This window comes from Pontivivens marinum (assembly GCF_900231835.1).
Classification (GTDB): domain Bacteria; phylum Pseudomonadota; class Alphaproteobacteria; order Rhodobacterales; family Rhodobacteraceae; genus Pontivivens; species Pontivivens marinum.
The window spans coordinates 421455-447670 of record NZ_OCTN01000001.1; the positions used below are offsets into that span (position 1 = coordinate 421455).

Annotated in this window: 25 protein-coding genes; 11 read left to right on the top strand and 14 right to left on the bottom strand. The window is 61.3% G+C overall.

Going from position 1 to position 26216, the window contains the following annotated elements:
- Positions 1-111 precede the first annotated feature (111 nt).
- From CR254_RS02115 to CR254_RS02125, 3 genes are all read right to left on the bottom strand, one after another.
- On the bottom strand, positions 112-876 hold the full coding sequence (locus tag CR254_RS02115; protein WP_097928152.1) for a TIGR02186 family protein: 765 nt from the start codon (positions 874-876) through the stop codon (positions 112-114).
- A complete protein-coding gene (locus tag CR254_RS02120) occupies positions 876-1787 on the bottom strand; it encodes a sulfite exporter TauE/SafE family protein (RefSeq protein WP_097928153.1) in 912 nt (303 codons plus the stop codon). The genes CR254_RS02115 and CR254_RS02120 overlap by 1 nt, the downstream gene beginning before the upstream one ends.
- 102 nt (positions 1788-1889) lie before the next feature.
- Entirely contained in the window at positions 1890-2489 is a 600-nt protein-coding gene (locus tag CR254_RS02125; RefSeq protein WP_180955860.1) for a LolA family protein, read from the bottom strand.
- 122 nt (positions 2490-2611) lie between these two features.
- On the opposite strand from CR254_RS02125, the gene CR254_RS02130 reads away from it, so the two are divergent.
- A complete protein-coding gene (locus tag CR254_RS02130; protein WP_097928155.1) occupies positions 2612-3187 on the top strand; it encodes a PhnA domain-containing protein in 576 nt (191 codons plus the stop codon).
- Between the two features lie 139 nt (positions 3188-3326).
- Here CR254_RS02130 and CR254_RS02135 read toward each other — a convergent pair whose 3' ends face one another.
- The 4 genes from CR254_RS02135 to CR254_RS02150 all read right to left on the bottom strand — a co-directional run bounded on the left by CR254_RS02135 (position 3327) and on the right by CR254_RS02150 (position 8840).
- Positions 3327-3755, bottom strand: a complete 429-nt coding sequence (locus CR254_RS02135) for a DUF1294 domain-containing protein (protein ID WP_097928156.1) — start codon at positions 3753-3755, stop codon at positions 3327-3329.
- Positions 3742-6273 (bottom strand): FtsK/SpoIIIE family DNA translocase, encoded by a 2532-nt coding sequence (locus CR254_RS02140; protein WP_097928157.1) that lies wholly within the window; start codon positions 6271-6273, stop codon positions 3742-3744. The genes CR254_RS02135 and CR254_RS02140 overlap by 14 nt, the downstream gene beginning before the upstream one ends.
- Positions 6270-7481, bottom strand: coding sequence for an aminotransferase class I/II-fold pyridoxal phosphate-dependent enzyme (locus tag CR254_RS02145; protein ID WP_097928865.1), 1212 nt, complete (start codon positions 7479-7481; stop codon positions 6270-6272). The genes CR254_RS02140 and CR254_RS02145 overlap by 4 nt, the downstream gene beginning before the upstream one ends.
- Before the next feature lie 132 nt (positions 7482-7613).
- Positions 7614-8840 (bottom strand): UbiH/UbiF/VisC/COQ6 family ubiquinone biosynthesis hydroxylase, encoded by a 1227-nt coding sequence (locus CR254_RS02150; protein WP_097928158.1) that lies wholly within the window; start codon positions 8838-8840, stop codon positions 7614-7616.
- A gap of 87 nt (positions 8841-8927) precedes the next feature.
- On the opposite strand from CR254_RS02150, the gene CR254_RS02155 reads away from it, so the two are divergent.
- Positions 8928-10265 carry an amidase gene (locus CR254_RS02155; protein ID WP_097928159.1) on the top strand — a complete coding sequence of 446 codons (1338 nt, stop codon included), beginning with the start codon at positions 8928-8930 and terminating at the stop codon, positions 10263-10265.
- Positions 10262-10696: a GNAT family N-acetyltransferase gene (locus tag CR254_RS02160; RefSeq protein ID WP_097928160.1), complete on the top strand. Its 435-nt coding sequence runs from the start codon at positions 10262-10264 to the stop codon at positions 10694-10696. Before CR254_RS02155 ends, CR254_RS02160 begins: the two co-directional genes overlap by 4 nt.
- Here CR254_RS02160 and CR254_RS02165 read toward each other — a convergent pair.
- The 3 genes from CR254_RS02165 to CR254_RS02175 are packed head-to-tail and all read right to left on the bottom strand — an operon-like array spanning position 10693 to position 13580.
- The gene (locus CR254_RS02165) at positions 10693-11130 is read right to left on the bottom strand and encodes a GNAT family N-acetyltransferase (RefSeq protein ID WP_097928161.1); all 438 of its coding nucleotides are present in this window, start codon (positions 11128-11130) and stop codon (positions 10693-10695) included. The genes CR254_RS02160 and CR254_RS02165 overlap by 4 nt on opposite strands.
- 9 nt (positions 11131-11139) lie before the next feature.
- On the bottom strand, positions 11140-12150 hold the full coding sequence (locus tag CR254_RS02170) for a YcjF family protein (protein ID WP_097928162.1): 1011 nt from the start codon (positions 12148-12150) through the stop codon (positions 11140-11142).
- Positions 12147-13580: a YcjX family GTP-binding protein gene (locus CR254_RS02175; protein WP_425440225.1), complete on the bottom strand. Its 1434-nt coding sequence runs from the start codon at positions 13578-13580 to the stop codon at positions 12147-12149. Before CR254_RS02175 ends, CR254_RS02170 begins: the two co-directional genes overlap by 4 nt.
- A gap of 95 nt (positions 13581-13675) precedes the next feature.
- On the opposite strand from CR254_RS02175, the gene truA reads away from it, so the two are divergent.
- Entirely contained in the window at positions 13676-14473 is a 798-nt protein-coding gene (truA, locus tag CR254_RS02180) for a tRNA pseudouridine(38-40) synthase TruA (protein WP_097928163.1), read from the top strand.
- Here the strand turns inward: truA and CR254_RS02185 are convergent.
- The 3 genes from CR254_RS02185 to cobU form a co-directional block, all read right to left on the bottom strand.
- Positions 14455-15300 (bottom strand): glutathione S-transferase, encoded by an 846-nt coding sequence (locus tag CR254_RS02185; protein ID WP_097928164.1) that lies wholly within the window; start codon positions 15298-15300, stop codon positions 14455-14457. The two genes, truA and CR254_RS02185, sit on opposite strands and share 19 nt — an antisense overlap.
- Before the next feature lie 70 nt (positions 15301-15370).
- The gene (locus CR254_RS02190) at positions 15371-15928 is read right to left on the bottom strand and encodes a histidine phosphatase family protein (protein ID WP_097928165.1); all 558 of its coding nucleotides are present in this window, start codon (positions 15926-15928) and stop codon (positions 15371-15373) included.
- Complete coding sequence (gene cobU / locus CR254_RS02195; protein WP_097928166.1) at positions 15925-16482, bottom strand: bifunctional adenosylcobinamide kinase/adenosylcobinamide-phosphate guanylyltransferase; 558 nt, start codon at positions 16480-16482, stop codon at positions 15925-15927. The genes CR254_RS02190 and cobU overlap by 4 nt, the downstream gene beginning before the upstream one ends.
- 96 nt (positions 16483-16578) lie before the next feature.
- On the opposite strand from cobU, the gene CR254_RS02200 reads away from it, so the two are divergent.
- The 6 genes from CR254_RS02200 to CR254_RS02225 all read left to right on the top strand — a co-directional run bounded on the left by CR254_RS02200 (position 16579) and on the right by CR254_RS02225 (position 21530).
- Positions 16579-17457: an RNA polymerase factor sigma-32 gene (locus CR254_RS02200; protein WP_097928167.1), complete on the top strand. Its 879-nt coding sequence runs from the start codon at positions 16579-16581 to the stop codon at positions 17455-17457.
- 77 nt (positions 17458-17534) lie between these two features.
- Positions 17535-18347 carry a ChaN family lipoprotein gene (locus CR254_RS02205; RefSeq protein WP_180955861.1) on the top strand — a complete coding sequence of 271 codons (813 nt, stop codon included), beginning with the start codon at positions 17535-17537 and terminating at the stop codon, positions 18345-18347.
- Positions 18348-18395: 48 nt separating this feature from the next.
- Positions 18396-19586: a bifunctional phosphopantothenoylcysteine decarboxylase/phosphopantothenate--cysteine ligase CoaBC gene (coaBC, locus tag CR254_RS02210; RefSeq protein WP_097928169.1), complete on the top strand. Its 1191-nt coding sequence runs from the start codon at positions 18396-18398 to the stop codon at positions 19584-19586.
- A complete protein-coding gene (gene dut, locus CR254_RS02215) occupies positions 19583-20083 on the top strand; it encodes a dUTP diphosphatase (protein ID WP_097928170.1) in 501 nt (166 codons plus the stop codon). Before coaBC ends, dut begins: the two co-directional genes overlap by 4 nt.
- A complete protein-coding gene (locus tag CR254_RS02220; RefSeq protein WP_097928171.1) occupies positions 20080-20784 on the top strand; it encodes a GNAT family N-acetyltransferase in 705 nt (234 codons plus the stop codon). The genes dut and CR254_RS02220 overlap by 4 nt, the downstream gene beginning before the upstream one ends.
- Positions 20781-21530, top strand: a complete 750-nt coding sequence (locus tag CR254_RS02225; RefSeq protein WP_097928172.1) for a HesA/MoeB/ThiF family protein — start codon at positions 20781-20783, stop codon at positions 21528-21530. Before CR254_RS02220 ends, CR254_RS02225 begins: the two co-directional genes overlap by 4 nt.
- Here CR254_RS02225 and CR254_RS02230 read toward each other — a convergent pair.
- Positions 21527-24016 (bottom strand): GcvT family protein, encoded by a 2490-nt coding sequence (locus CR254_RS02230; protein ID WP_097928173.1) that lies wholly within the window; start codon positions 24014-24016, stop codon positions 21527-21529. The two genes, CR254_RS02225 and CR254_RS02230, sit on opposite strands and share 4 nt — an antisense overlap.
- Before the next feature lie 174 nt (positions 24017-24190).
- Between CR254_RS02230 and CR254_RS02235 the strand changes: the two genes are divergently transcribed.
- Positions 24191-26179 carry a M3 family metallopeptidase gene (locus tag CR254_RS02235; RefSeq protein WP_097928174.1) on the top strand — a complete coding sequence of 663 codons (1989 nt, stop codon included), beginning with the start codon at positions 24191-24193 and terminating at the stop codon, positions 26177-26179.
- Positions 26180-26216 lie beyond the last annotated feature (37 nt).

Here is a 26216-nt window from a genome sequence, read left to right on the forward strand (position 1 = left end):
GTCCCCTTACCTAGGGTGAGAAGACCCCGACACGCGACCATCAGCAAGGGCAGTTGCGACCCCAGACGTCGTTTTCACGGCGTTAAATTGTGTCCATACGATTACTTGGATTCAGGGCCGTAAATAACGGAACAACGCCGCCGCCGCCCATCCCAGCGCCAGCGCCAGCGCGACGGACAGCAGACCGTAAATCAGCGCCTGATCCTGCGCCAACCGGTAGATCCAATCCTCCAGCCCACTGCGCCGCACGGCAATTGTCGTCTCGAAACTATCCACAACCTGCCGGTCACGGGTCAGAAAAACGCGCGCGGTATAATCCCCCTCGACCAAGTTCGCGGGCAACGGCACCGACACATCAAACAGCGTCTCGTCAACCAGTCGAACCGCACCGGGCAGCTCACTGTACAACCCCTCGGAACTGCGCAACCGCACGACCGCATCCCGAAAATCAAACGGATCGGCGATTTCCTCGGGCGCGCCGCGCAGATCAACCAACCATGGCAGGCCGATCTGATTGCGCATCTGATCCGTGTGGGACAGCATTTCACGCACCGGCACGGTCGAGGCATTGGCATAGAAATAGGGCGCGCGATCCACGATCACTTCGTCAGTGTTGATCCAGATACCGGCCACACGCTCCTTACGCCGCACCGTCACCGGCCCGATCGGCCCAACGATCGAGACCAGAACCTGCAACGGCCCCGCATCCGCAGGCGGCGGCGAATATCGCTTTACCGCGCCAAAAACGAAAATCTCTGATCCGTCGAAAAACGCGGTGATCGAAACCTGATTCTGGCTCAGCGAGGCAACGACCTCCTCCGCCCGCGCCGCGCCCAGCGATGCCAGCAATAGCAAAGCACCAACCCACGCGCGCATCACGTTCCCACCGTCAGCGAGTACAGATCATCCGGCGTGACGATCAGGTCAAAGGCCAACTTTAGACACACCGCGAGCACCATCAGCGCCAGCGCGATCCGCAACTGCTCCGCCTTCATCTTAACAGCGATAATCGCGCCGAATTGTGCGCCAACCACACCACCGACCAAGAGCAGCAGCGCCAGCATCGTATCGACTGTGTAGTTCTGCGTAGCATGCAAAATCGTGGTGAAGGCCGTAACAAACATGATCTGGAACAGCGATGTTCCCACCACAACCGCCGTGGGCATGCCGATAATATAGATCATCGCCGGCACCATGATGAAGCCACCACCAACGCCCATAATCGCGGACAGAATACCCACGAAAAACCCGATCGCAAATGGTGGAATGGCCGAGATATAGAGGTGAGAGGTCCGAAACCGCATCTTGAACGGCAGGCGGTGCACCCAAACATGCCGCTGCCGCCGTTTTACCGTGCCCGGCTTGCGCGATTTGCGCAGCGTGTTCAGGCTCTCGATGAACATCAGCCCGCCGATCACGCCCAGAAACACAACATAGCAGAGCGAAACCAGCAGCTCGACCTGCCCCATTTCGCTCAACCATTTAAAGATTCGAACGCCGATCAGTGAGCCGAGCAAGCCGCCCGCCAGCAGCACCAACCCCATCTTGATATCCACAGTACGTCGTCGCAAATGCGCCAGAGTTCCCGAAAAGCTCAGACCGGTGATTTGCGGGGCCTGCGTGGCCACAGCAACCGCAGGCGGAATGCCGATAAAAATCAACAGGGGGGTCAGCAGAAACCCACCGCCAACGCCAAACATACCCGATAAAACACCCACAATCGTGCCCAGCCCTAAAAGCAGGAACAAATTGACCGATACCTCGGCGATAGGCAGATACAGCTGCATAGAGGCCCTTTCCGGGCACTGGCGAGTGCGTTGTCGCCATATTGGCGGGTTGCAATGCAGCGCACAACCCGCCAGTGGGAATTTCCCGTCAGTCCAGATCAATCAGCGCAAACGCGCCGCCGCCTGAATCGAGAACATCCGGCGGGGCAGCTCAACGTTCTGCTCCATCGATGTCAGTTCAATGGTCGTGCGCTGCCCCTGCGGGTTGATCGTCACCCATTGGCGCAGGGCGATGGGGTTGTCGTCGAACACCATCTCCAGCGAGCCATCTTCCTCATCATCCGATGCCATAATCGTCGTGCGCCCATCACTGCGCGTAATCCGGCGCACCACGCCCGAGGCAAGCAGATCCGTCTCATCACGCAAAATCAGATTCAACGGCGTGCTTCTGATCGGGTATTGCTGCGGCGCATCGTTCGAGGACCGGTCAATCACCGCCACCCAAACACCATCTGCGACGATGATATGTGGATGTGGCTGCGCATATTCAAACTTCATCAGGCCCGGTTTTTTGATCCAGTACTCGCCCTCCGACGTGGACCCGTCGCTGTTATATTGCACGAACGTCCCCTGTGCAGACCGCATCGCATTCAGATATGCGTCGATCCGCGCAAGTTCCTCCGCTCCCTGCGCATGGCCTGCCGTCGCGAGGCCACTTGCACCAAGGGCCGTCAGCCCCGCTATGAAGATACGTCTTTCCATAGGGTACATATGCGCTGCCCCCCCCTTCGGTTCCATGCCCCCGACATAACTTTCATGCGAGTCCCGACTGGAGCGCCCGCCGCGCAGGTGCTACAGCGCCCCCAACCCCGAAAGGAATGCTCATGGCCCTCATCGACGATCTGCTCGCCCGCGCTGACGGCGCATGCGAGCTTTGCCGCAGCACCACCGACCTGACCCCCTTCGCCCTGACCCCGCCTGATGGCTACGCAGATAGCGCCGAGGTGCTGACCTGCGCCGAATGCAATCGTCGCCTGACCGACCGCGACCTGTCCGATCCGGATCACTGGCGCGCGCTGGAAAACACCATGTGGACCCCGATCCCACCGGTGCAGGTCGTGGCGTGGCGTATCCTCAGCGGGCTTTCCCGCCTCGACTGGGCCGCCGACCTGAAATCCCAGCTCTGGCTGGACGAGGAAACCCAGGCATGGGCCCAGATGCGCGCCCCTGCCGCCGTACAGGAACCAACCCACCGCGACAGCAACGGCGCTGCCCTGGCCGATGGTGACACGGTGACGCTGATCAAGGACCTAAACGTTAAGGGCTCCAGCCAAACCGCGAAGCGTGGCACAGCCGTGCGCGGCATTTCCCTCGTCGCCGATAATGGCGATCAGATCGAGGGCCGCGTGAACGGAGAGCGGATCGTCATCCTAACCCAGTTCGTCAAGAAACAAGCCTGATCGCGCAGCACTCCCTATTCAATTCCGATGGATAGGGAGTACCTCGAATTTCCTGACAGTTCGTTAACGCACAAATTCCCGAGTGTTTTACTGCGCAGCCAGAAAGCAGCCGCATAGCAGCCATAGCGCAGCCAACGATTTATTCACTACGGCGTAGCACCATAACCGGCACAGGGCGTTCAACTTGCTCCACCTCGGACGGCGATGCGGCAAAGGTTTCCAGCCCCATCGCGAACAGGTTCGACTGCCGAACGAGACCCACAGGGTTCACCCAAAAGATAAACGCCAGCAGACAGGGCACCCAGATAGCCTGCCAAACGGCTATCTTCCTCAGATCACTGGAAAACGGCTCCTTGCGGGTCTTATGGCGCAACCGTTTGCGCGCATAGAACGCGGCAGGCGCGCCACCATAGGCCGCCCACCACAACAACACATGTTCAGGAATGCGCCATTCACCATTCAAGGATCGCGCCTTATCCTGCGCAAACCCTTGATATGTCCAGTAATTCATCCACGCAAAATAGGCGACAAGCAGCCCTGCAGTGATGGCAAAATCAACCGCGTCCATCGCCCATTTCCGGCACTAGAATGTCGCGCTTTCCGACCTTGTTAGCGGCGGAAACCACGCCGTTATCCTCCATCTGCTCAACCAAGCGAGCGGCCTTGTTATAGCCGATCGCCAGCTTGCGTTGGATATAGCTGGTGGAGCATTTCCGGTCCCGTGCAACAATGGCAACTGCTTGATCGTAAAGGGCATCTTCCGATCCGGTATTGCCGCCCAGCCCCAGAACAAGGTCGATATCGCTCTCCGTGCCATCATCCGGCCCCTCGACCACGCCGGAAATATATTCCGGTGCGCCCAACGCCTTGAGATGATTGACAACATCCTCGACTTCCTCGTCCGAAACGAACGGGCCGTGGACACGGGTAACGCGCCCGCCGCCGGCCATATACAGCATGTCACCCATGCCCAGCAGTTGCTCCGCACCCATTTCGCCCAAGATGGTCCGCGAGTCGATTTTCGACGTCACCTGGAACGAGATTCGCGTGGGGAAGTTCGCCTTGATCGTACCCGTAATCACGTCAACCGACGGACGCTGCGTCGCCATGATCAAGTGGATACCAGACGCCCGCGCCATCTGCGCAAGCCGCTGAATACACGCCTCAATCTCCTTACCCGCGACCATCATCAAGTCGGCCATTTCATCGACGATAACGACGATATAGGGCATCTTCTCGGGCGCGAATTCTTCCGTCTCGAAAATCGGTTCGCCAGTATCCTCGTCAAAGCCGGTTTGAACCGTCCGTGAGAAATTTTCGCCCTGCGTTAACGCATCAGCAACCCGACTATTATATCCATCAATGTTACGGACGCCCATCTTGGACATCTTGCGGTAACGTTCCTCCATCTCCGCAACGGTCCATTTCAGGGCAACAACTGCCTTTTTAGGATCGGTGACGACCGGGCTAAGCAGGTGGGGAATACCGTCATAGACGCTGAGTTCCAGCATCTTTGGATCGATCATAATCATCCGGCAATCGTCCGGACCCAACCGGTATAACAGGCTCAAAATCATGGTGTTGATAGCAACCGACTTACCCGAACCCGTCGTACCCGCGATCAACAGGTGTGGCATTCGGGCCAAATTGGTCACAATCGGCTCACCACCAATATCCTTACCTAGGGCAAGGGGCAGCTTATGCTTACTATCACCATAGGGGCCGGAGGATAGAATTTCGCGCAGCAGAACCTTCTCACGATTTTCATTGGGCAATTCGATACCAATGATGGACCGACCGGGCACAGTTGAAACCCGCGCAGCCAGTGCAGACATTGAACGCGCAATATCATCGGCCAGGCCAATAACACGGCTGGCCTTCAGGCCCGGCGCTGGCTCCAGCTCATACATGGTGACAACCGGACCGGGCTTGACCGAAACGATTTCACCGCGAATGCCGTAATCATCCAGAACGCTCTCCAGCAGGCGCGCATTCTGCTCCAGTGCATCATCGCTGAGCTGTTGCCGAACCATACCAGTGGTGCTCTCCAGCAGGGAAAGCGGGGGCCGGTCATAGACCTCCTCCTCCCCAGCAACCGGAGCCAGATTTGACTTTTCCTCCGGCTCAACCGCACGGCTTTCCACCTTAACCGGCGCTGTCTTATGCTCAACCACAGGGCGGAAGGTCGGATCAGCGCGGCGCGCAACGGGGGCCGTAACAGGAATCGGCGCATCCAGCGGGTCGTCATCTTCCTCGTCATCATCATCAACCACCACATCCTGCGAGGCGCGCAAACGCTCCATCAGGCTGGCAGTATCGGCGAGCGGCAATTCATCCTGTTCATCATCATCAAAGCTAGGCTCGGCGCGGGCAACTCTGGTCGGTGTGGCAACTGGCGCGGCCTCAGCCCGTGCAAAACGGCCCCGCTGCGACCACAGCAGCCCTGCAATAACAGTCATAAGGCCCAGCATCGCAACAATACCGGTGCGCAAGAACCGCATTAAAACACGCCATTCCGCACGGGTCACACCCAGTGCGATAGACCCCAGCACGATCAGCCCCAGCCCCAACACCAACGCAACCACCGGCACCGCCAGCGATGTGGCCAGCGGCAAAATCCCCAGAACCAGCCCCCCGACACCGTCACCAAATTGCCCGCCCAGCCCGTAATCAGGCAGCCAGCGTACCGGCGGCAAGTGCATCGCGGCAAAGACCGAGGTCAGCGCGATCATTGGCAGCAGCAGCACGATACCGGGCACGAACCGCCCCTCACCACGGCGCAACGCCAAACGGTAACCCCACACGCCCAAACTGACAGGCAGCGCCCATGCGGCCCAACCGATTGCACGCATCAGCACCTCGGCCAAGCTGGCACCGACATGGCCCAGCGCGTTTTGCGGCACGCGCTCTACAGCATTGAAAAAGCTGGGATCATCGGGGCTCCATGTCCACAGCATCGCGCTGATCAACAGGGCCAAAACAATCAGCAACAGGCCCAGCGCACGGCCTGCCCCCTTGCCCAAGGTAGCCTGCAACCCCGACGGAATGAACGGATCACGCGCTCGGTTCGAGCTGAGATGGGTCATGCCCCGCTCTCCCGCTCTTTTTCGACCTGTGCGCGGATCGCATGCAAACCACGCGAGACCTCCGCCGCCGGCGCGACCAGCGCGACGCGGATATAACCCGCCCCCGGGTTTCCTCCACCAAGGCGCGGATCGGTATCGCGGCTTAGATACGAGCCGGGCAGCACCTTGACACCGTCCTCTGACCACAAACGCTTCGTCATATCCTCATCATCGTTCACCGCGACCCACAGGAAAAATCCAGCTTGGGGCGAAGTATATCCGGGCATATTCCCGAGGATGTCATCCGCCAGCGCGAATTTCTCGGCATATAGTGCGCGGTTGGCGATGACGTGCTCCTCATCCGCCCAAACCGCCGCAGCTGCCATTTGCGCAGGCAGCGGCAGTGGCGCACCGGCATAGGACCGCAACTGCTTCATCGCGGCGATACTGCGCGGCCCACCAACGCAAAAGCCGGACCGCAATCCGGGCAAGTTCGAGCGCTTGGACAAGCTGTGGAAAATCATCACCCGCTCTGGATCAGCACCGATCGCATGCACAGTTTCCAGCGCACCAACCGGCGGCGTGTCGCGGTAAATCTCGGCATAGCATTCATCCGCTAAAATGCGGAAATCGTGCTGTTCGGCCAGCGCCAACAACTGCGTCCAATATGCAGCATCGGCAACAGCGCCCTGCGGATTGGCTGGTGAGCACATATAAACAGCAGCCGTGCGCGCCAATAGGTCAGCAGGTACAGCGGCAAAATCGGGCAGGAACCCGTTCTCGGTCAAGGCAGGCACGTAAACCGGCTCCGCCCCCGCAGTCAGCGCAGCAACGGCGTAGCATTGATAGAACGGGTTGGGCAGCAGAACCACCGGACGCTCACCATTCTTACGTTCCGCGATCAGAGCGATACAGGCGGAAAACAGCCCCTCTCGCGTGCCGTTTAACGGCAAAACCTCGGTCTGCGGATCAGGCGTCACGCCATATCGGCGCGCAACCCATGCGCTGATCGATTCACGCAAGGCAGGCGCCCCGTCATTTGGCGGATATTTGGCATAGCCCGCAGCATGGCGCGCCAGTTCCTCTCCCAACATTGGCGGCAAGGGGTGCATCGGCTCACCAATCGACATCGGTAAGGGATCCCCCCCCGGCGTCAATGGGTCGAGTAGCGCGCGCAGGCGTGGAAAGGCATATTCCGGTAGATTGGAAAACCGCTGGGGATACTGCATATGGGCCTCGTGATCGGGATCATTGCGCCCCGTTTCACCCGCCATTATAGCCGCGAAACTGCCCGCCGGTCCAGTCCGCCACGCATCCCCGCCCTATCGCATTCGCAAAATATCCCCGCCGGAGGCATAGCCCTATAACGGACGCCCCCGCATCAGGCGTGGCAAATCACCGCCCAGCCCGGCTGCCTCACGCATAAAGGTCCGCCGAACCGGCCCTGCCGCATTCACCGCACCCAGCCCCAGATCGCGCAATCCACGCAATAGCGGGTTGTCGTTCGAGAATAGGCGGTTCAACCCATCCGTGGCCAGCGCCAGCCCCGCCGTGTCAAACCGCCGCCATTGGGCATAGCGTTGCAGAACCGGCCCACGGGTCCAATCCTCGCCCCGCCGCTTTGAGTCGGCCAGAACTTCGGCCAGCGCGGCAACATCGCGTAGGCCGAGATTCAGCCCCTGCCCCGCCAGCGGGTGAATGCCATGTGCGGCGTCCCCGACCAGCACCACGCGCCGCGCGGTCCAATGCTCGGCCAAGCTTAGCCCCAGCGGATAGGCATAACGCGCACCGGTCAGACGAATCTCTCCTAGAAAATCGCCAAAACGGGGGGCAAGGGCGGCAAGGTATTCCGCGTCACCCATGGCCTGAATCGCCTCGGCGCGATCGCGGCTTTCGGTCCAGACGATGGACACGCGATTGCCCCGCAGCGGCAAAATCGCCAGCGGCCCCTCGGCAAAGAACATTTGATGCGCGATGCCGTCATGGGGCAAATCATGCTCTAGCGCGCAAACCAGACTGGTTTGTCCGTAATCGGTTTCCATCCGGCGAATGCCTGCACGCTGCGCGGTGCCAGAGCGCCGCCCATCGCAGCCGACGATCAGCTTGCAGCGCAGTTCCTCACCATCCTGCAAGGTCAGAACAGCACCCTGCGCCCCGGTTTCCTGCGCAACCACGCGAGCCGGTGCGCGCATCGTGATCCTGGGATTATCGGCAACCGCCGCGATTAAGGCCGCGCGCAGGTGGCGATCCTCAATCATCGCGCCAAAGGGGCCTTCCTCCATCTCACGGTGATCGAAATGCACATGGTGGGGGCTGGCGCCCAAACCGGCGCGCCCATCGGCAACCACGATATCGTTGATCGGCTGGGCATCCGCCGCCAAGCCGTCCCACAGCTCTACCGCACGCAACAGGTTTTGCGAGCCCAGCGCGATGGCGTAGGAGCGTCCGTCGAAATCCGGCTGTGCCTGTGCCTCAACCGGCAGCGCGTCCAGAATCGTGACGCTAAATCCAGCGGAGGCCAGTGCGAGGCCAAGGATCGGGCCGTTCAGGCCGCCCCCGACGATGGCGATATCGGTGTGATTTTCCATATTCAAATATGTAGTGCCGCTCGGCAGCAATTGTCCATCACGTCCACCTTGGTTAGCCTGCGGCAAAGCGTATCCGGAGAGCATTTCATGACCAACGAACTAACCCACCGCACCGCCTGTGATTTGGGCCGCGCCATTGGCGATGGCACTGTGGACGCGCGTGAGGTCACGGATGCGTTTCTGGATGCGATGGACACCCATGCCGACACACCCCGCATCTATGTCCGCGCCACCCGCGATCGCGCTATGGCCGAGGCTGACGCCGCCCGCCATCGCGCCCGAACCAATACGCGCAAGGGTATTTTGGACGGCGTTCCCCTATCGTGGAAGGATCTGTTCAACACGGCAGGCACCGAAACAGAGGCCGGGACAGACCTGCTAAAGGGCAATATCCCAACAACCGACGCACAGGTTTTGCGCAATGCCACGCTAGGCGGATCGATTTGTTTGGGCAAAACCCATATGACAGAACTCGCCTTTGCGGGGCTTGGCTATAACCCGATCACGGCAACCCCGCCCAATGTGAATGATCCGAAACTGGCGCCGGGTGGATCATCCTCGGGGGCGGCGACATCCGTTGCCTTTGGTCTGGCAGCCGCGGGAATCGGATCTGATACGGGCGGATCGGTTCGTGTTCCATCGGCGTGGAACAATCTGGTTGGCCTGAAAACTACGGCGCCGCGTCTGTCGCTGAAGGGAGCCGTTCCGCTATGCAGGTTTTTCGACACGGTCGGCCCGCTCTGCCGCACGGTTGAGGATGCCGCAGCCCTGCTCGCCCTGCTGGATGGCACCACCGCACCTGATTTGACGGGGGCGGATGTGCGCGGGCAGCGGTTCCTCGTGCTGGAAAATGTCGCGTTAGAGGATATCCGCGACGCGCCACGCGACGCGTTCGAGGATGCAATCAACCGCATCGCCGCCGCCGGGGGTCAGATTGTCCGCGGCAGTGTTGAGGCGGTTTCACACGCAATGCTCCTATCCGCCTTGCTCTTTTCACCCGATGCCTATGCCACACAGGGTGAGTTGATCGAGAGCGCGCCCCACCTGATGTTCCCCGAAATTCTGGACCGTTTCCGCGCGGGGGCCGAGGTTAGCGCGGTCCAATATCTGCGGGCGCGGGCAAGTTTGGCCGAGCTGCGCGCAGAATATATGGCGGCGACAGCGGCCTATGATGCGGTTCTGATCCCCACGGCCCCGATCACAGCGCCCGAGGTCGCAAAACTGGCCGCTGATAACGACTATTACCGTGCGGAAAACCTGATGGCGCTGCGCAATACGCGCATTGGCAACCTGATGGGAACATGCGCGTTACAATTGCCCACAGGCACGCCGATGTGCGGCATTACCGCCATGCGCGGCCCGATGCAGGAGGAAGCTCTGCTGCGTGTCGGAGCCGGGTTGGAGCGCGCACTGGCCGTGCGATGACCACCCTGCGCTATCGGCTGGCAACACAGGCGGATGCAGGACCGCTGGCCGATCTGCGGGTTGCCGCCATGCGCGACAGCCTGATCGCTGCGGGGCGATTTGATGAGGACCGCGCCCGCGCACGATTGCTGGATGGGTTTGACCCTACGCTAACGACCTGCGTCCTACGCGGGGGCGACCTGATCGGGTTCTATGTGCTGCGGCCGGTGCCAGACGGCAGCCACTTGGATCATTTCTACCTGCATCCGGACCATAGCGGCCACGGCTGCGGGGCGCAGGTGATGGCGCGGATCATCGCGCAGGCAGGCGGGGACATCACGTTGGGCGCGCTAAAGGCCAGCCCAGTGAACCGGTTTTATCTGCGCCATGGTTTCGTACCGACCTATCAGGATCAGCACGACATCTACTATCACCGCCCGGGTAAAGCTTAGCTGTGGAGTGAGTGCACCATGTCCTGATGCGGCAATCCCGCCTCCATGTAACGCTCACCCACCGGCGTGAAACCGGCCCGCGCATATAGGGTGATCGCCGCCACCTGCGAGCCGAGCTTCGCGCTGCGCACCTCAGGCATTTCGCGCAAATGGGTCAGCATCGCATCCACCATGCGCCCGCCCAAACCGGTGCCGCGCATTGAGGGCAAAACACAAACGCGGCCGATTTTTGCCACGCCATCGCGGATCAGGATACGCGCCGTGCCGACCGGTTGCGCGTCCACTGTGGCCAGCAAATGCAGGCATTCTGGGTCGAGGCCGTCCACCTCATCCGCAACACTGACGCCTTGCTCAACCACGAACACCTGATGGCGCAGCGCGCAGCAAGCGGTCAAATCGGCATCGCCGTTCAGAAATTGGATGGTCTCGCTCATATTCGCCCCTCAGCTCTTGTCACGCGACGGGATCAGCCCCGTCAGCGAGCGCTGCAATATGTTCGTCACTGATGGCTTGCGCAAGGCGGTGAAGGGCAATGGGCGGCAAACATCCATCGCTGCAACACCAACACGGGCGGTCAGCGCGCCGTTTACCACCCCCTCGCCAAAGCGCCGGGACAGTTTGGACAGCAATCCACCGCCTGCAACGGCTCCGATCAGGTCATCCCCCACCGCAACCGCGCCGGTGGCGATCAGATGCGCGGCAACCGTTTTGAACAACCGCCACGAGCCCAGGAACCCCGCCCGACCGCCATAAATCTCGGCAATCCGCCGGATCATGCGCAGGTTCGAGGTCAACGCCGTCGCCACATCGGCCAAGGCCAAGGGCAGCAAAGCCGTTACACCAGCAACCGTGCGGCTGGCGGCCTCAATCTCCAACCGTGCGGCGGCGTCTAGCGGGGTCAGATATGTACGCTCTGCCAGCTCCAGCAATGCATCCGCGTCCAGCACGTCCTGCGCGCTGCGCTTTAGGGTGGCGCGGGCCTCGGCCAATTCATCGCGGTTGGAATACAGGGTGGAGATGCTGTCCACCACCTTAACCGCTTGCGCCCGATCAGCAGTGGTTTTCGCCTGCTCGGCCTGCATCCGCAATGCATCAACACGGCCAAGGCGGGCCAGCGCGGTCAGTTCACGCACCAGCGCCACAACAACCCCGACCCCGACAATAGCGATCAGGCCGATCACGATACGGCCCAACCACAGGTTGCGCGCGATCAGGTCCATAGCAAAGGTCCACGCCGCCTCACCAATTATAATCACCAGCAGAGAACTGATCGCCCCCCAGAAGATGCGCGAAAACCATGATGGCCGCCGTGCTGCAACCTTGGTCGCGCGCACCATCGCCACGCCTGTCGCATCGGGCACTGGGGGTGCGCTGGTCGGGGTCAGGTCCAGTTTCGGCAGGTCATCCTCGATCAGGATCGGGCGGCGGGGTTGGTTTTCTGTCTCATCGCTCATCGCAGGCGATCTCCGATCAGGAATTCAGCGGCGCGGTCCAGCCGGATATGGGGCGGCCCCTCACCGGGCAATAGGTCCAATACAGGTGGCGCAAATTGCATCACCGAATAGCTGTCATCCAACCAGCGTTCCGCACCGGTCCGCGCAGGGGCAAGCAAGCGCCCCGGATCACGCGGCAGATCGCCCGCATGCATTGCCGCCTCACGCCCCGTTTCCAGCAAGCGACCGCGCACTAGATCCACCGGCGCGCCCTCATGCTGTACCTGTTGTTCCACCGTGGCGCGCAGCGATGCAATGGCCAGTGCCGCCGTTTTGGCCCCACGAAAATCGGCACGGGTTTGGGCGTCAGATACCAGCGCAGACATGATCGCCGCCAGCCGGTCATGTTGCGTGTGGTGCAGGTGATCCGCCTTGGTCGCGGCAAATAAAATCCGCTCTACCCGTCGGCCCAACAGTGCGGTTAGCCATGAATTGGGACCCGGGCGGAAGGCCTGCAAAATATCGGCCATGGACTGACGCAAATCCTCGACAGCTTGCGGGCCGGAATGAATGGCGCCCAAGGCGTCCACCAATACCACTTGGCGATCAATACGAGAGAAATGATCGCGGAAAAACGGCTTCACAACCAGGCGTTTATAGGCCTCGAACCTGCGCTCGAACTCCCGCCCCAGCGATCCCGAGCGATATTTCCCAACGGGCAGCGGGGCAAAGGTCAGCGCGGGTGAGCCCTCCAGCTCACCGGGCATCAGAAACCTGCCGGGGGCAAAACCCGACAGGCCGGCACTCCGCACCGCCGCTAGATACTCGGTAAAGGCCCGCGCCTGTTGCTGGGCTGCCCCCTCATCCAGCGGCGCATCGGGCACCACGGTTTCCAGCGCGCCCAACCACGGCGCGGCCAGTGCCATACGGGCGGGCTGCTTTGCCCCGTCCAGCACCGATTGCGACCATTGCGCATAGGTCATCCCCATCAGCGGCAGGTCCAGCAACCATTCGCCAGGGTAATCCACGATATCCAGATGCACCGTGCGCGGCCCGCTAAGCCCGCTGATCCAACTGCCGCGCCGTACCTTGAACGACAGGCGCAGCTGGCTGATCGCGCGGGTGCTGTCGGGCCAATGCGGCTGCGGTCCGCTGAGCGCGGCGAGGTGACGCTCAAATTCAAATCGTGGCATGGTGTCGTCGGGCTGTGGTTGCAGGAACGCGACCTCGATCCGGCCATCGGCCTGCGCCTGCAATTGCGGCATCCGGCCCCTGTTCAGCAGGTTCGCCACCAGCGACGTGATAAACACGGTTTTGCCAGAGCGGCTCAACCCCGTCACGCCCAGTCGGATCACCGGATCAATCAGCGCCTCGCGGGCATTGCTTTGCGCATCCTCGACACCGCGCAGCAATCCGCCGGTGATATCTGCGGCAATATCGGTCAGTCCCAAAATGTCCTCCGAAAGCGTTCGTGTTCAATATGGAGTGTCGCGCACGTAGTTGCGAGGGTCTTGGCAAAAGGCGGCGCGCAGGGTAGGGCCAGCACATGCCCAGATACGCCCTACGCATCGAATATCACGGCCAACCGTTCAGCGGATGGCAACGTCAGGAAAACGCACCGTCGGTTCAGGCCACGATCGAGGCGGCGCTGGCCAAATTCGTGCGCGATGCGCCCTTGGTTACAGGGGCCGGTCGTACCGATTCCGGTGTGCATGCCCGTGGACAGGTCGCGCATGTCGATCTGGATCGGGAATGGGATACCTATCGCCTTAGCCAAGCCATCAACCAGCATCTGCGCCCGCATCCCATCGCGATTACCGCTGTGGCACGTGTGGATGATGAATGGCACGCGCGGTTTTCGGCGCTGAACCGAACCTATCTGTACCGCATCCTGTCACGCCGTTCACCCGCCGCAATTGATGCGGGTCTTGTCTGGCAGGTTCGTCAGCGCATGGATGAGGGCGCGATGCAGCTAGGCGCGAACCGGATGTTGGGAAAGCACGACTTCACGACGTTCAGGTCCACCGCCTGTCAGGCCGCCAGCCCCGTTAAAACGCTGGACCGGTTAGACGTGGAGCGCGTGGGTGAGGAAATTCACCTGCATGTTTCCGCCAGATCATTCCTGCACAATCAGGTCCGCAGCTTTGCCGGTACGTTAGAGCGTGTGGGCGCAGGTGCGTGGAGCGTGGATGACGTCACCCGCGCATTGGAAGCACGGGATCGCAAGGAATGCGGCACCGTCGCACCCGCCTGCGGTTTGTATATGATGAGCGTCGGTTACGAGCAGGACCCCTTTGCAAATCTGACCGAGGGGCCCCGCCCGACTTACACTAAAAGAGGCTGAAGCAACGGCCACGCACCCGCATCGGCCACGCTCTTGTCACGACAGAACGTGTTGCAGAACCCGATGATGCGCCCGTCAATTTCCGCGAGGGAATTCGCGCGCACCGGCTTTCCCGAATAGGGGCACGTCTGATTGATCGGTGTTCCCAATGCAACGGCACGGGCGGCGATACGCTGCCCCGGCCAATCGCGGGTCGGTAAATCCAGATCATATCCGGGCTGCACGAAGCTCTCGGCCAGCCCCTGCGCACGCCATTGCCGCATGGGCAAATGCTCCAGATGTTTCTGTACATAGGCCCGCATAGCATCCGAAACTGGCAGGCCGTAGGTCACAATCCGCGTGGCCACGGGGGCAAAGAACACGTCCGCAATGGAGTAGCCCCCGAACAGCCAGCCATCCGCATCGGCCCACAGGACCGCCAACCGGTCCAGATCGCGCTGCACGGCATCGGTAACTTCGAACCCGTCATAAACGTGGCGCAGGTTCATGCCACAGGTCCCACGCAAGGCGGTAAAGCCTGAATGCAGCTCCGCCACCATGGACCGCGCCCGCGCACGGGCAACTGGATCTGCGGGCCACATATGCGGATGCGCCTCGGCCAGTGTTTCGGCCATGGCCAGCGTGTCCCAGACCGCATGCCCGCCGGATACCATCTGCGGGACCAGCATGCTGCCACTGGACAGGCCCTGCAACGCGCCCTTTAATTCAGGCGAATACATTGGGTGCTGTTGTACCTGCACAGGTATGTCGAATGCGGCGAACAGCAGCCAGCCGCGCAGTGACCAGCTGGAATATGTGCGATCCCCGATTATCAGCGTCCATATCATGCGAAATCCTCCTGATTTACGATGCAGGCGCAGCCGTGCCGCGTCCAATCAGTATTCGCACTGAATGTGTTCAGGGTTGGTGATTAACACATTCCACCGCCCAATCCTGCCCGCCGAACCATTTCAGCCGCGTCAGGGACAGCGGTTCGATGCGAAAGGACAGCGCGGATTTCGCGGGCATCCCAGTGGCGATGGACAGCGCGGCGAGGATGACACCCATATGGGCCACCGCGATAACAGGGCCGGTCGGGTGTGCGGAGATGACCTCACGTATTCGTGAAGTCAGGTCATTCCAGCTCTCACCCTGTGGTGGGCGCGTATCGCCCGGCTGCTCCCAAAAGGCACGGGCGCGGGCGGCATCAACAGCCGGATCGTCAAAGGCCAGATCCTCCCACGCGCCGTAATTCAGTTCACGCAACCGCGGGTCCTGATGCGGCTTCAGACCGATTTTTTGTGCAGTGCAACGGGCACGCATCAGGTCCGAGGACAGCACAGTCGCCGCTTTTGGTAAGGTTTTCGCCAGCCGACTCAGCGCCGCTACATCGGATAAATCCGCCGGAATATCGGTGTGACCGACCATGCGCGCCGCGTGGGTCGGGCCGTGACGGACCCACCACCACTCCGTCAAATCAGGTCCGCCGGCAATTCGCCCTTGAGCACCAATGGCAGCCCCGCAGCGACAAAAACAGCTAGGCGAGATTCCGCCGCAACCATCTGGTTTAGGCGCCCCTGTGCGTCCCTGAACGCACGTCCGAGCTTATTTTCTGGAACCAAACCCATTCCTGTCTCGTTGGATACGCAGATGACATGCGCGTCACAGGCAGCCAATGCAGCCACCAAGTCGCGGCATGCCGCCTCTACGTCACGTTGAGCCAGCAGAATGTTGGACAGCCATAGGGTGAGACAGTCGATGAGCACAACTTCACCGGCCACACGGCTAGAAATGACGTCCACTAGGTCCAGTGGCGCCTCGATCGTGGTCCAACCTGCGCCCCTATCCTCAACGTGCTGCGCAATCCGCGCCTGCATCTCTGCATCGAATGCTTGAGCAGTTGCAACATATGTCAGCGGTCCGCCAGCGCGCGCCGCATGTTGCGCCAGCCGCTCGGCGAAACGCGATTTCCCTGATCGGGCACCGCCAAGCACCACTTGCAGGTTTGTTAAGACTTCTGCGCCAGACATGGCGTGCATCCTTGGTTGATCCGATCTGCGTCCCCCACCGTATCAACCATATCCAAAGCAGGATCAAACCTGCAATCGCAACAGCTGGAGAATGACATGGCTATGGAAGAATCCATCGCACGCTCGGTAACTCGCCACGCGATGAGCGCCGAAATGCTGGATGCTGAAACCGAACTGACACTGGCCCGCGCATGGCGCGATGACGGGTGTGAGCGGTCGCTGCACCGGTTGGTCAACGCCTATATGCGCCTCGCCGTGTCTATGGCCTCGAAATATCGCCGCTATGGCGCCTCGATGCCTGACCTGATTCAGGAGGCAGGCGTCGGCCTGATGAAGGCGGCGGAGAAATTCGACCCCGATCGCGGTGTCCGCTTCTCGACCTATGCCGTCTGGTGGATCAAGGCATCCATTCAGGATTACGTCATGCGCAACTGGTCCATGGTGCGCACCGGCTCCACCTCCAGCCAGAAGGCCCTGTTTTTCAACCTGCGCCGCGTTAAGGCTAAGTTGGAGCGTGAGGGACAGGGCATGGACCCCGTTTCCGGCCATGAGATGCGCGAGCTGATCGCGACCGAGGTTGGCGTCCCCGTGCGTGATGTCGAGATGATGGAGGCCCGCCTCAGCGGTTCCGATTATTCGCTCAACGCGCAGCAGGCCGGTGATGAGGGCCGCGAATGGGTCGAAGCGCTAGAGGATGACGGCCCCCGCGCCGAGGAAACCGTCAGCAATGACGTGGACCTGATCCGCGTGCGCGGCTGGATCGCAGAGGCGATGGAGGCACTGACCACCCGCGAACGCATGATCGTGGTGGAGCGTAAGATGCGCGATGATCCACGTACCTTGGAGAGCCTCGGCAACCAGTTGGGATTGTCCAAGGAACGCATCCGGCAGCTTGAGGCACAGGCGCTGAAGAAACTGCGCTCCCGTCTGGAAATCAATGATGGTGCATCGGCGGGCATGCTTGCCCTTGCCTGATACCCCCCATTAACGCGAAGATGTACACGCCCGGTTCGAAAGAGCCGGGCGTTTCAGCATGAATGACCGGAAATCCTATGCCACAACCACTACACTTCCTCGCCCCTGCCTTGCTCCTCGTGCTGGCAGCATGCGCGCCGCCGCCACCGGATTTTCGCGCGCAGGCAGATGTTGTGATTGTGGGTGAGGTGCACGGCACCCCCGCGCATCACGCACGACAGGCGCAGGTCGTGGCGGAACTACAGCCCGCCGCAATCGTGTTCGAGCAAATCTCCGGCTCGCAAACCGCACGTCTGAATGGATTGTTGCAGACAGAAACCGATCCGGTCGTTCTGGCCAATGCATTGGATTGGGAAAATAGCGGCTGGCCCGGATTCTCGTTCTATCATGACATCATGCTTGCGGCCCCAGATGCGCAAATCCTGGGCGGTGGGGCGGCCCGCAGCAATGTACGGCTGGCCAGTCGTGAGGGAGCAACCGTTGCCTTTGGCACGCAGGGCGCTGATTTCGCGCTAAACCAGCCCCTGCCACCGGCCCAACGGGCGGAGCGTGAATTGGCGCAGGTTGAGGCCCATTGCGGCGTCCTGCCCCGCAACGCCGCCGCCGGATTTGTGGAGGCGCAGCGCTATCGCGACGCCGTGCTGGCGCAAACCGTATTGCTGGCCCGGGAACGGACAAATGGCGGTGTGATCGTGCTGATCACCGGGAACGGACATGCGCGTGTTGACTGGGGTGTTCCGGCATTGCTGGCCATTGCGGAACCAGACCTCAGCGTGTTCAGCATCGGACAGGTTGGCATTGGCGACACAACACCGTTTAACGAGGTTCACATCGCAACGCTGCCTGAGGGGGATGATCCCTGCGAGGGCTTCACTATATCAGGCTCTTGATGCAGGTGGCAGGGGCAGTTAGCTCTGATCCAGAACAGGGACAGAACCATGACCGCAAAACGCGTACTTCTGATTATCTCAGGCGGAATCGCGGCTTATAAAAGCCTCGAACTGATCCGGTTGTTTCGCGCCGATGGAATCGAGGTCAGCCCCGTGATGACCCGTGCGGCGGAGCAATTCGTAACGCCGCTCAGCGTGGCCGCATTGGCCGGTTCCCCCGTGCATCGCGACCTGTTCGACCTGACATCCGAGGCGGAGATGGGGCATATCCAACTGTCGCGCTCGGCTGATCTGATCGTTGTGGTGCCTGCGACCGCGAACCTGATGGCAAATATGGCCAATGGCGCGGCAACGGATATGGCTACCACTTTGCTGCTGGCGACCGATACGCCTGTGCTGATTGCACCCGCGATGAATGTGCGAATGTGGACCCATGCGGCGACCCAGCGCAATCTGGCGACCCTGCGCGGCGATGGTATCACCGTGATCGGCCCGGATGATGGCGACATGGCCTGTGGCGAGTTCGGCCCCGGCCGCATGTCCGAGCCAAAGGTGATTTTCGCTGCGGCCAAGGCGATGCTGCGCGATGGGCCTCTACTGGGGCGGCGTATCCTCGTGACATCCGGCCCGACGCATGAGCCGATTGATCCCGTGCGCTATATCGCCAACCGATCCTCGGGCACGCAGGGCACTGCTATAGCCGAGGCGTTGATGTCGCTGGGGGCCGAAGTGGTCTTTGTCACCGGCCCCGCCGACGCCCCCCGCCCGATTGGTGCTGAGGTGGTGGAGGTTGAAACCGCCCGCCAGATGGCCGCCGCCGTTGATGCCGCCCTGCCCTGCGATGCCGCCGTTTTCTGCGCCGCTGTCGCCGATTGGCATGTGGTGGATGCGGGCGATTCCAAGATCAAAAAGGACGCGGCGGGCACGTTGCCCAGCTTCGCCCTTGCCGAAAACCCTGATATCCTCGCCACTGTATCGCAAGGGGATAAGCGCCCCGCGCTGGTGGTTGGCTTTGCCGCCGAAACCGATGACGTCATCGCCAATGCAACGGCCAAGCGCCTACGCAAGGGATGCGACTGGATCGTTGCCAATGATGTCAGCCCCGCCACCGGCATCATGGGCGGCGCGCAAAACGCGGCCGTTCTGATCAGCGCCGATGGTGCAGACCCGTGGCCCCTGATGAGCAAGGCGGACACCGCCCATAAGCTCGCCACCCGAATTGCGGAGGCTTTGCAATGAACGGCCTGAAACTCTCTGTCCCGGATCGGGATGTGCATGTCACCCGGACCGAGGGCAGCGACGCCGAAATCCCGCTGCCACGCTATGCCACTACAGGCGCGGCGGGCATGGACCTATACGCCAATTTCGGCATGAACAAACGCGGGCGCGGCGTGACCCTGATGCCAAATGGCCGCGCCTTGATCCCGACGGGCCTGATGGTTGATATCCCCCGTGGATACGAGTTGCAGGTCCGCCCCCGCTCGGGCCTTGCCCTGCGGCACGGTGTTACGGTGGCGAATGCGCCGGGCACGATTGATAGCGATTATCGCGGCGAAATCGGTGTGATCCTGATCAATCAGGGGCATGAGCTGTTCGACGTCAACCACGGCGACCGCATCGCACAAATCGTGCTGGCGCCCGTTACGCAAATCAGTTGGGTTGAAACAAAGCAATTGAGCCAGACGGAACGTGGCGAGGGCGGCTTTGGCTCCACCGGACGCGACGACACCGTATGAGCGACCTGCTCGGCACCCTATCCGCAGGGGGGCTGCTAACTTTACTGATCGCGGGCGGGTTCGGCTTTGCCTTTGCACTGGTTGCGGATCAGGGGCGGCAGCGGGCGGCGCTGATCGGCGGCCTATGCGCGCTGGCGGTGGGTGCTATCCTGTCGGCCAGCCCTGTCTTTCGCGCAAATATGGCGGGATCTTTATCCGCGCTGCTATTGCTGTGCCTGTTTGCGTCGCCGGTGCTGTTCTACGCCTATATCCTGCGCCGCATCCGGCGACGGAATGCACCACAGGATACACGGCCCGCAGGGTTACGCCTGATCGAACGGGACGATGCGCTATTTGCCGAAACCCTGACCAAGTTGCGGGCCGAAAACGCGCAACAACCGAGCTATTCGCGCGACAGCTTCTCCATCGCGTGGCGTGAACAGGACGGCACCGTTCTGGCCAGTGTGCGCTGTGAGATGCTGATGGGGTTGGCCGAAATTCGCGCATTATTTGTGGAGCCAACTGCCCGTGGGCGCGGATTGGGGCGCGACGTGCTGAACGCCGCCTTGGATGAGGCAAAATCACGCGGTGCAACCCGTGCGGCGCTACATACCTTTGACTGGCAGGTGCCTGAATTTTACCGCCACCTTGGCTGGCACGAAACCGGCCAAACCGCATATCCTGCCGGCCCGATACGGCATCATTTCGAGAGGCCCCTATGACCCTCACCCCTGATGAATTGGACCGCTACGCCCGCCATATCGTCCTGCGTGAAATCGGCGGTGCGGGGCAGATGAAGCTGTCAGCCGCCCGTGTTCTGCTGGTCGGTGCCGGCGGGCTGGGCGCGCCTGCATCGATGTATCTGGCGGCGGCAGGCGTTGGCACGATCGGCATCGTCGATGATGACCACGTGTCGCTGTCCAATCTGCAACGGCAGATCGTCCACGATACGGCCAGCATCAACACGCCTAAGGTGGAAAGCGCCGCCCGTTCCCTGCACCGCATCAATCCCAATATCGCGGTGGAGGGTCACGCCGAACGCCTGACCGCCGAAACCGGTCCTGAGTTGATCGATGGCTACGACCTGATCCTCGACGGATCGGACAGTTTCGAAACCCGCTATCTGGTCAACGCCCTATGCGTCGCCGCTGGCAAACCACTGATTTCAGCCGCCATGACGCAGTGGGAGGGGCAGATCAGCCTGTATCATCCGGCAGCGGGCGCGCCCTGCTATGCCTGCGTGTTTCCACAGGTGCCCGCCGATGGCCTCGCCCTCAGTTGTGCGGAGGCAGGGATCGTCGGCGCGCTTGGCGGGATCATGGGGTCGATGATGGCGATGGAGGCGATCAAGCACATCACCGGCGCAGGTCAGACCCTGTCCGGTGCGCTGATGCTATATGATGCGCTATATGCCGATAGCCGCCGGATCGCGATTTCCCGCAATCCGGCCTGTTCAATCTGCGCCTAGCCGTTGGCGCGGATCGTGACGTTGGTGGGGTCATAGGGGCTGTCCTCAACCACCTCGGCGTTCCACAACTCCTTGAACATCCGCACCTGTAGCTTGGTGCCGACCTGTGCCAAGGCGGGCTTGATATAACCGATGCCGATGGATTTACCGAAGGCGACGGAATACCCGCCCGAGGTTAGGCGACCGATCACCTCACCATCATGCAGCAGCGCCTCACGCCCCCATGGATCCGCATCGGCAGGGCCGTCGATCAGCACGGTGACGCATTTCGCACGGATGCCGGTGTCCAGCATCGCCTGCTTGCCGCGATAGTCCTTGTCCATATCGACGAAGCGATCCAGCCCTGCCTCCAGCGGCGTTGCATCGCGCCCCAGATCGGACCCGAACGCCCGATAGCTTTTTTCCTGCCGCAGCCAGTTTTGCGCCCGTGCGCCGCAGAGTTTCAGGCCGTGCTTCTCACCCGCTTGCGTCAGCAGATCGAACAGGTAGTTCTGCATTTCGATCGGGTGGTGCAACTCCCAGCCTAGCTCCCCCGTATAGGCCACGCGGATCGCCTTGACCGGACACATCCCCAGATCGATGTTTTTAGCCGACAACCACGGGAACGCCTTGTTGGTCAAGGCATTGGCCGGGTCCGCGTCCGAGATGATTTCCTTGAGGATATCGCGGCTGGCAGGACCGGCAATTGCAAACACGCCCCATTGGGTTGAAACGTCCTGCACCTCGATCCAGCCGAACTGCTCACGCTTCTTCGCGGCTTCCTTGACCATATAGTCGTGGTCATAGGCCTGCGCGGCACCGGCGGTGACGACGTAATACTCGTCCTCTGCCTCACGCACGATGGTGAATTCGGTGCGGATCGTGCCCGCATCCGTCAGGCCATAGGTCAGGTTGATGCGGCCCACACGGGGCAGCTTGTTACAGGTTAACCAGTCGAGGAACTGCGTCGCGCCTGGTCCGGTGATCCGATGCTTAGTAAAGGCGGTCGCGTCGAACAAGCCTGCGGTTTCGCGCACGGCCTTTGCCTCGGCCTCGGCATATTGCCACCAGCCGCCACGACGGAAGGATCGCGCGGCGTGGTCGTCAAATCCCATCGGTGCGAAATAGTTCGGACGTTCCCACCCGTTCACCTGCCCGAATTGCGCGCCAGCGGCGGCCATACGATCGTAGCACGGCGCAGTTCGCAGAGCGCGCGCGGCGGGGCGCTCCTCATCCGGATGATGCAGGATATAGACGTGTTCGTAGGATTCCTCGTTTTTCTTGGTCGCGTATTCGCGGTTCACCCATTTGCCAAAACGGCGCGGGTCCAGCGACCACATGTCGATCTCGGCCTCGCCCTCGGTGATCAGTTGGCTGAGGTAGTGGCCAGCACCACCAGCAGCAGTAATCCCGAACGAGAATCCTTCGGCAAACCAGAAATTCTCCACCCCCGGCGCGGGGCCGATCAGGGGGTTGCCGTCGGGCGTATAACAAATCGGCCCGTTGAAATCGTCCTTGAGACCCGCGGTTTCCGAGGATGGAATCCGGTGGATCATCGACATGTATTCTTCCTCGATCCGGTCCAGATCCAGCGGGAACAGATCAGCGCGGAAGCTATCTGGCACGCCGAACTTGAAGCACGCAGGCGCGTTCCGCTCATACGGGCCCATGATCCAGCCGCCGCGCTCCTCACGCACGTACCATTTGGCGTCGGCATCGCGCAGAACGGGATGCTCGCCATTGGTTTTTCGGTAGGCCTCCAGCGCAGGGTCAGCCTCGGTCACGATGAACTGATGCTCGACGGGGATCGCGGGAATGTAGGTGTTGATCATCGCGGCGGTGCGCTGCGCGTGGTTGCCAGTGGCGGTGATGACATGCTCGCAGGTGATGTCGAACAGTTCCTCACCCCCGATCAGGTTGCCGCCCTTTTCCACCATGCGGCGGCAATGCACGACCCATTCATCGCCGCGACGGGTAAAGCCATCAACCTGCACGCGGCGGATCACCTCCACCCCGCGCTGGCGTGCGCCCTTGGCCATGGCCTGCGTGACGTCAGCGGGGTTAATGTAGCCATCGGTGGGATGGTAAATCGCGCCCTCCAGGTCATCGGTCCGCACCAGCGGCCAGCGCTCCTGAATTTGCGCGGGTGTCATCCACTCAAACGGCACACCAACCGATTCCGCCGTGGTGGCGTAGGTCATGTATTCGTCCATGCGCGCCTTGGACTGGGCCATGCGCAGGTTCCCCACGACCGAAAATCCGGCGTTCAGGCCGGTTTCGGCCTCAAGCTCCTTGTAGAACTTGATCGAGTAGTCGTGAATCCACGTCGTTGCGTAGCTCATGTTGAAATATGGCAGCAGGCCAGCGGCGTGCCATGTGGAGCCTGAGGTCAGCTCATCCCGTTCCAACAGCAAGGTGTCAGTCCAGCCCGCCTTTGCCATGTGATAGGCGATGGAGGCACCAACGGCCCCTCCTCCAACGACGACTGCGCGTGCATGCGTTCTCATCCGACAGACCCTTGAGCTGACTTGCGTTACATCTGGTTTAGCCTGTGACGGCGCCATGACACACGGGCTGTGCGACAGATAATCAAACAATTCCGACCTGCTGTACTGTCACGGGGTCTTGTCTGTACGATAAGGCGTCACAAATAGCGGGGTAAGCAATCGAAGGCGCACCCCATGACAAACAACCCGCTACTGACCCAATGGTCCACACCGCACGACATCCCGCCCTTCGACCAGATCGAGGTCGCGCATTTCGCGCCCGCCTTTGACGCCGCATTGGACGAGGCCCGCGCAACCTGCGCACAGATCGCCGCCAATCCCGACGCCCCCACCTTTAGCAACACCATCGTTGGCATGGAGTTCGGCAGCGCCTTGCTGGACCGTGTCGCGTCGATTTTCTACCACCTTGCCGGAACGCAATCCGATCCCGCGATTGAGGAGCTGATGCGCGCCCTATCCCCGCGCATGGCCGCCTTCTCCAGCGAGATGTTGCAGGATCAGGCCCTGTTCGCCCGCGTCGATGCCTTGTGGCAGCAGCGTGACCGCTTTGACCTCGCGCCTGAGGAAGCCCGCGTGCTGGACCTGTACCACCGCATGTTCATCCGCGCCGGTGCCGCATTGGACGAGGACGGGCGCAAACGCCTCAGCGCGATCATGCAGCGGCTGGCGGAACTGGGCACCAGCTTCACCCAGAACCTGCTGGCGGATGAGCGTGATTGGTCCGTCACCCTGACCGAGGATGATCTGACCGGCCTGCCCGACGATCTACGCAACACCATGCGCAGTGATGATGGCTGGAACCTGACGCTCTCCCGCTCCGTCGTGGTGCCGTTTCTGGAAAGCTCGACCTGCCGTGACCTGCGCGAAACCGCGTGGAAGGCATGGACCGCACGCGGCGCAAATGGTGGCCCTACGGATAACCGTGACGTGGCGGCTGAAATCCTCGCCCTACGGCACGAACGCGCGCAATTGCTGGGCTTCGCGGATTTCGCATCCTACAAACTTGACACCGAAATGGCCAAGACGCCGGATAATGTCCGCGCGCTGTTGATGGATGTCTGGACCCGTGCGCAGGCCAAGGCGACGACGGATGCGGAACAACTGCGCGGGTTGATCGCGGCGGATGGCCAGAATCACGACCTTGCCGGTTGGGATTGGCGCCTATACGCCGAACGTCAGCGTGCCATTGAGCATAATTTCGACGCCGCCGCGTTAAAGCCGTACTTCACATTGGGCGGCATGATCGAGGCAGCCTTCGACGTATCAGCCCGCCTGTTCGGGTTGAGCTTCCGCAAGCTCGACATCGCGCTGCCCCATCCCGATGCAATGGCGTGGGAGGTTCTGCGCGGCGAAGAACATGTCGGCGTTTTCATCGGTGATTACTTTGCCCGCGCTGGCAAACGGTCCGGCGCATGGTGTTCACGCCTGCGCGCACAGGCCGGTCCTGTTCGCCCAATCGTGACCAATGTGTGCAATTTCGCCAAGGGCGATCCAGCCCTGCTGACCTTTGACGATGCGCGCACGCTGTTCCACGAATTCGGCCACGCGCTGCACCACCTGCTGAGCGAAGCGACTTACCCGATGGTATCGGGCACCTCCGTCGCCCGCGATTTCGTCGAACTGCCCAGCCAGCTATATGAACACTGGTTGAGCGAGCCGGAAATCCTGCGCAAACATGCCCGTCATTATCGCACGGGGGAACCCATCCCGCAGGACCTGCTGGACAAATTGCTGGCGGCGGAGACCTTCGGACAGGGTTTTGCCACGGTGGAATATGTCGCCTCCGCGCTGGTCGATCTGGATTTCCACACCGGCACACCGCCAACAGATCCGATGGCCGCGCAGGCGGAAACGCTGGAACGCATCGGCATGCCTGCCGCAATTCCGATGCGCCACGCAACGCCGCAATTCGCGCATATCTTTGCCGGTGATGGATATTCCGCGGGTTACTACAGCTATATGTGGTCCGAGGTTATGGATGCGGATGCCTTCGCCGCGTTCCGCGAAACCGGCGATAGCTTCAATCCCGAAATGGCGGAAAAACTGGCCACCTATATCTATTCTGCCGGCGGCACCCGCCCGCCCGAGGAATTGTACACCGCATTTCGCGGGCGCATGCCGGGACCGGAGGCTCTGCTACAGGGTCGCGGCCTGACAGGTTAAGCTTTTTAATTGCGGCTGGGGAAACCCAGCCGCGCTT